At 36.5% G+C, this 3314-nt stretch carries 4 protein-coding genes and 1 pseudogene; 1 reads left to right on the forward strand and 4 read right to left on the reverse strand.

Annotation, left to right across the window (positions count from 1 at the left end; translation table 11 throughout):
- Positions 1-392 (forward strand): annotated as a pseudogene (locus IQ224_RS22715) (hypothetical protein); the annotation flags it as partial.
- Positions 393-461: 69 nt separating this feature from the next.
- Here the strand turns inward: IQ224_RS22715 and IQ224_RS22720 are convergent.
- From IQ224_RS22720 to IQ224_RS22735, 4 genes are all read right to left on the reverse strand, one after another.
- Positions 462-722, reverse strand: a complete 261-nt coding sequence (locus IQ224_RS22720; protein ID WP_072925602.1) for a hypothetical protein — start codon at positions 720-722, stop codon at positions 462-464.
- Positions 722-922, reverse strand: coding sequence for a hypothetical protein (locus IQ224_RS22725; protein WP_072925605.1), 201 nt, complete (start codon positions 920-922; stop codon positions 722-724). The genes IQ224_RS22720 and IQ224_RS22725 overlap by 1 nt, the downstream gene beginning before the upstream one ends.
- Positions 923-1224: 302 nt before the next feature.
- A complete protein-coding gene (locus IQ224_RS22730; RefSeq protein ID WP_194033524.1) occupies positions 1225-1734 on the reverse strand; it encodes a GUN4 domain-containing protein in 510 nt (169 codons plus the stop codon).
- Positions 1735-1945: 211 nt separating this feature from the next.
- Positions 1946-2536, reverse strand: a complete 591-nt coding sequence (locus IQ224_RS22735; protein ID WP_002742058.1) for a Uma2 family endonuclease — start codon at positions 2534-2536, stop codon at positions 1946-1948.
- Positions 2537-3314 lie beyond the last annotated feature (778 nt).

Here is a 3314-nt window from a genome sequence, read left to right on the forward strand (position 1 = left end):
TTTGGCGACAACAGGTCGAACCCTTATTAGGTAGTACGGGATATCATGAAATCGCTCCACATATTGTATTAATGGCTTTTTTACATCGTGTGGTTAATGGTGGGGGAGTTTTAGAAAGGGAATATGCCATTGGTAGCGATAGAATGGATTTATGTTTGCAGTATAAAGATGTAATTTTAGGGATTGAATTGAAGGTGTGGAGAGATAAAAAGCGCGATCCTCAAGCTGATGGAATTGAACAATTAGAATCTTATTTAGGGCGTTTGGGTTTAGATTTTGGTTGGTTATTTATCTTTGATAGGCGGAAAAATGCTTTACCAATGGAAGAAAGGTTATCCACTGAGGTGGTGGTGACAGAAAATCAATATAGAATTACTGTGATTAGAGCTTGAGTCTTTCCAAAACTTACTGTTTGCGTTACATTTCATTAGCGTACCCTACAGAATTGGCTGGACTGCTGGTTAAATCTTACCAATGAGCTTGTCATATTCTGCGTGAGTTCCGATCCAGAACCAAGAAATACCGCTTTCTACTTCAACTCCTAAAGCCCGATAGTCTAATCCTGCTCGAACTGACCAGTATTTTTTACCGATCTTTTTGAAGTGTAATGATGGATGAGATGGATCAGCTTTCAAAAGTTCGTAGCATTGATCTGCTGTTTCCTGAATTTGAGGGGGTAAATCCTCATAGCATTTCCAAAATCTGCGGGTTGTGTAGTGCATCAGAGTTCTCGGCAATGTCCCGCTTTAAACTCAGCGATCGCTTCTGCTGCTAAAGCCTCCAGTTTGCCGTCTGCGATGTCTTTTTCTAGCTGCTCATCCCAACGTTGGTAGTCTATCTCTAATATCCATTGCCGGAGCTGCTGAAACTGTTCTGGTGGAAGCGTCAGAATAGCTGCTTCAATTTGTTCAATGGTTGACATTTTAGGTTATGGTTTTTGACTTCAATCACATTATGGTTATTTACCCAATTTGATTATATCTGATTCCGAGAAAATTTAGATCCGCGACTTCTGTTATTAATCTTCTCATGTAATAGATAATTTGTAGGGTGTGTTAGCTGTATTCGTAACGCATCTCATATTTGCTCAATAATTTATTTTATTATGTTTTTTAAAATCTCCTTCAACAATAATGGTGCGTTACGTCGCGTATTTAATTGATTTGTATATTTTATAATCTTTTTGCGCTCCTAACGCACCCTAAAAACTTTACAGGTTACATTTTACAAGTCTCGACGTGAGAGAAGACGCCACCCTACCCCCCACCGTTGAAAATACCCTCTTTCATTCAATGGTCCCACCCACACACCACCAAATAATGTTCTCGGGAGGTGGCCTTCTGGTGCTTTTATATCAAAAGTAATCTCACTGTAGTACAACCAGCATTTTATATCTACTTTTCTCCATCCTACCTTGTCTCCGAACTTCTCCCAGACTTTTGGGTTATATTCTTTCGTTCCGCCTAAACCCTGATAAATGCGTTTCTGAACAGAAAACCCAAATCTACCATTACTGTATTTTACCCACAATTGGTCAATGGTACGGAGGTCTGCACAGGGAAAATTATCAATATCTTCATCCCTTAACCTAATGACCTGTCTAGCAACCGCTAACATTACCCTTCTTGTTTCTTCATCCGCTTCTTTCCATTTCCCAGCTTTGAGTAAGTCACGGAGTTTGCTGTAGTCCATTCCTGCATCTGATTTTAATTCTACCTCTCGCTGTAAGCTCATGGTGATACTCCTTTAGATTAATTTTTAAGAAATATACTAGAGACATCCTAACATAGGTTACACTCCACAAGTCTTGATGCGAGAGAACGGAAAAAATCACCATTTTATATTTAGGACTTATGCAAGATGTGACTGAAAACCTTATTCTTGCCTAGGGGTAATTCATGAATTACCCCTACTTTCGTTCCCTTTTGCGTAAGTCCTAATATTGTTATGTTGGTTCAATAATTTTTATCCCTGCTCTAAATTCTCGCAGTGCTTGAGCATGATTTTCCGTATTAATACAACGCATCAATAAACCGACATCTAAACTCGGTAAAAGTGGCGATTTACTAACAGCCTCATAACCATCATTTCCTAAACTATAAAACAATAACTCATCATTCATCCAAAACCAAACTTCAGGAATTTGTAACCGTTTGTATGCTTCCAGTTTATTAATTCCTCCACTACTAACAACCACCTCAATCACTAAATCAGGATGTTTTCTATTTGCTCCCAATTCATAGGATTCATCACCTTCTCTTTTAACCTTTTCAAATTCATTTTCTAAGGTGACAGAACCAGTAGGAGTAAAATCTAATCCCAAAAATTCTAAATAAATTTCTACTAAGGAAGCAATACGTTTTTTGATAGTTTCGTGTTTTTTCCCTGGCATTTTTCTAATCTCCAAAACTCCATCTAAAAAAGATAACCTTAACCCTGGGCGATCGATTAGCTGTTCAACAGCTTTAAATTCTCTCCAGGTTAAGTCACTAATTAAAATTGGTTCTGCTTCTCGTTCGATGAGTGTAGTTATCATAATTTAAACCCAAATTTAGAGAGTGAATTTTGCTCAACATGATATCATATAAAAACAGATGATCATGAAAAATATCATAGTCTAACAAACCCCCCTTAATCATACCATAGCCAGTAAACCTTTTGAGAATACCAAATCATCAGACTTCTTGTAAAAATCAAAAATTGTTGTTAGGATTAGAAGTCAGTATTCAGGAGAATTAATAATGAATAATAATCAATTAAATGGTCTATTTACAGATTTTATGCCATTTAATCGGCTCTCTTGGGTTTAGTGGGTAAAATGTATTCTAAGATACATTCCTCCTAGCGAGGGGGTGGAACGAACCACAAAGACACAAAGATTGATCGATCATATAGTAAGTTAAACTTATCACACAGAACCTAGAAGAGCCTTTAATCCTTATTTTTGACGTTTTTGAACCCTCAAAAATTAATTATGCAAGAGACTTATCTAAATTACTTGTTAATAAGCTGTTCAGCATCTAAATAAGTTTTAAATAATCGTATTCGTGTAATTTTGCGTCAGACTTATGGGTTAAGAAATTTTCAACATCTGTACTCACCGCTGTTAGCGGCCAATCATTGATTAGTTAAACTTATCACGATCAGTCTAATAGACCCAAAAATGTTATTTATTGGTTTAAAAAAGAGGCTCTTCGGGAATTGTTATGCAAATAATTAACTTAAAATAAAATTCAATGAGAGTACCTAAGCTCAAAAGTAGCTGAAATTCATACAGGAAAGGACTTAAGGCACAAATAAGTTAATATCAAAAG

The sequence above is a fragment of the Microcystis sp. LEGE 00066 genome (genome assembly GCF_015207925.1).
Classification (GTDB): domain Bacteria; phylum Cyanobacteriota; class Cyanobacteriia; order Cyanobacteriales; family Microcystaceae; genus Microcystis; species Microcystis ichthyoblabe_A.

Bases quoted from the DNA above. Each gene is read 5' to 3' on its own strand.
- IQ224_RS22730 (WP_194033524.1), bottom strand. From the start codon at position 1,734: ATGAGCTTACAGCGAGAGGTAGAATTAAAATCAGATGCAGGAATGGAC.
- IQ224_RS22720 (WP_072925602.1), bottom strand. From the start codon at position 722: ATGCACTACACAACCCGCAGATTTTGGAAATGCTATGAGGATTTACCC.
- IQ224_RS22725 (WP_072925605.1), bottom strand. From the start codon at position 922: ATGTCAACCATTGAACAAATTGAAGCAGCTATTCTGACGCTTCCACCA.
- IQ224_RS22735 (WP_002742058.1), bottom strand. From the start codon at position 2,536: ATGATAACTACACTCATCGAACGAGAAGCAGAACCAATTTTAATTAGT.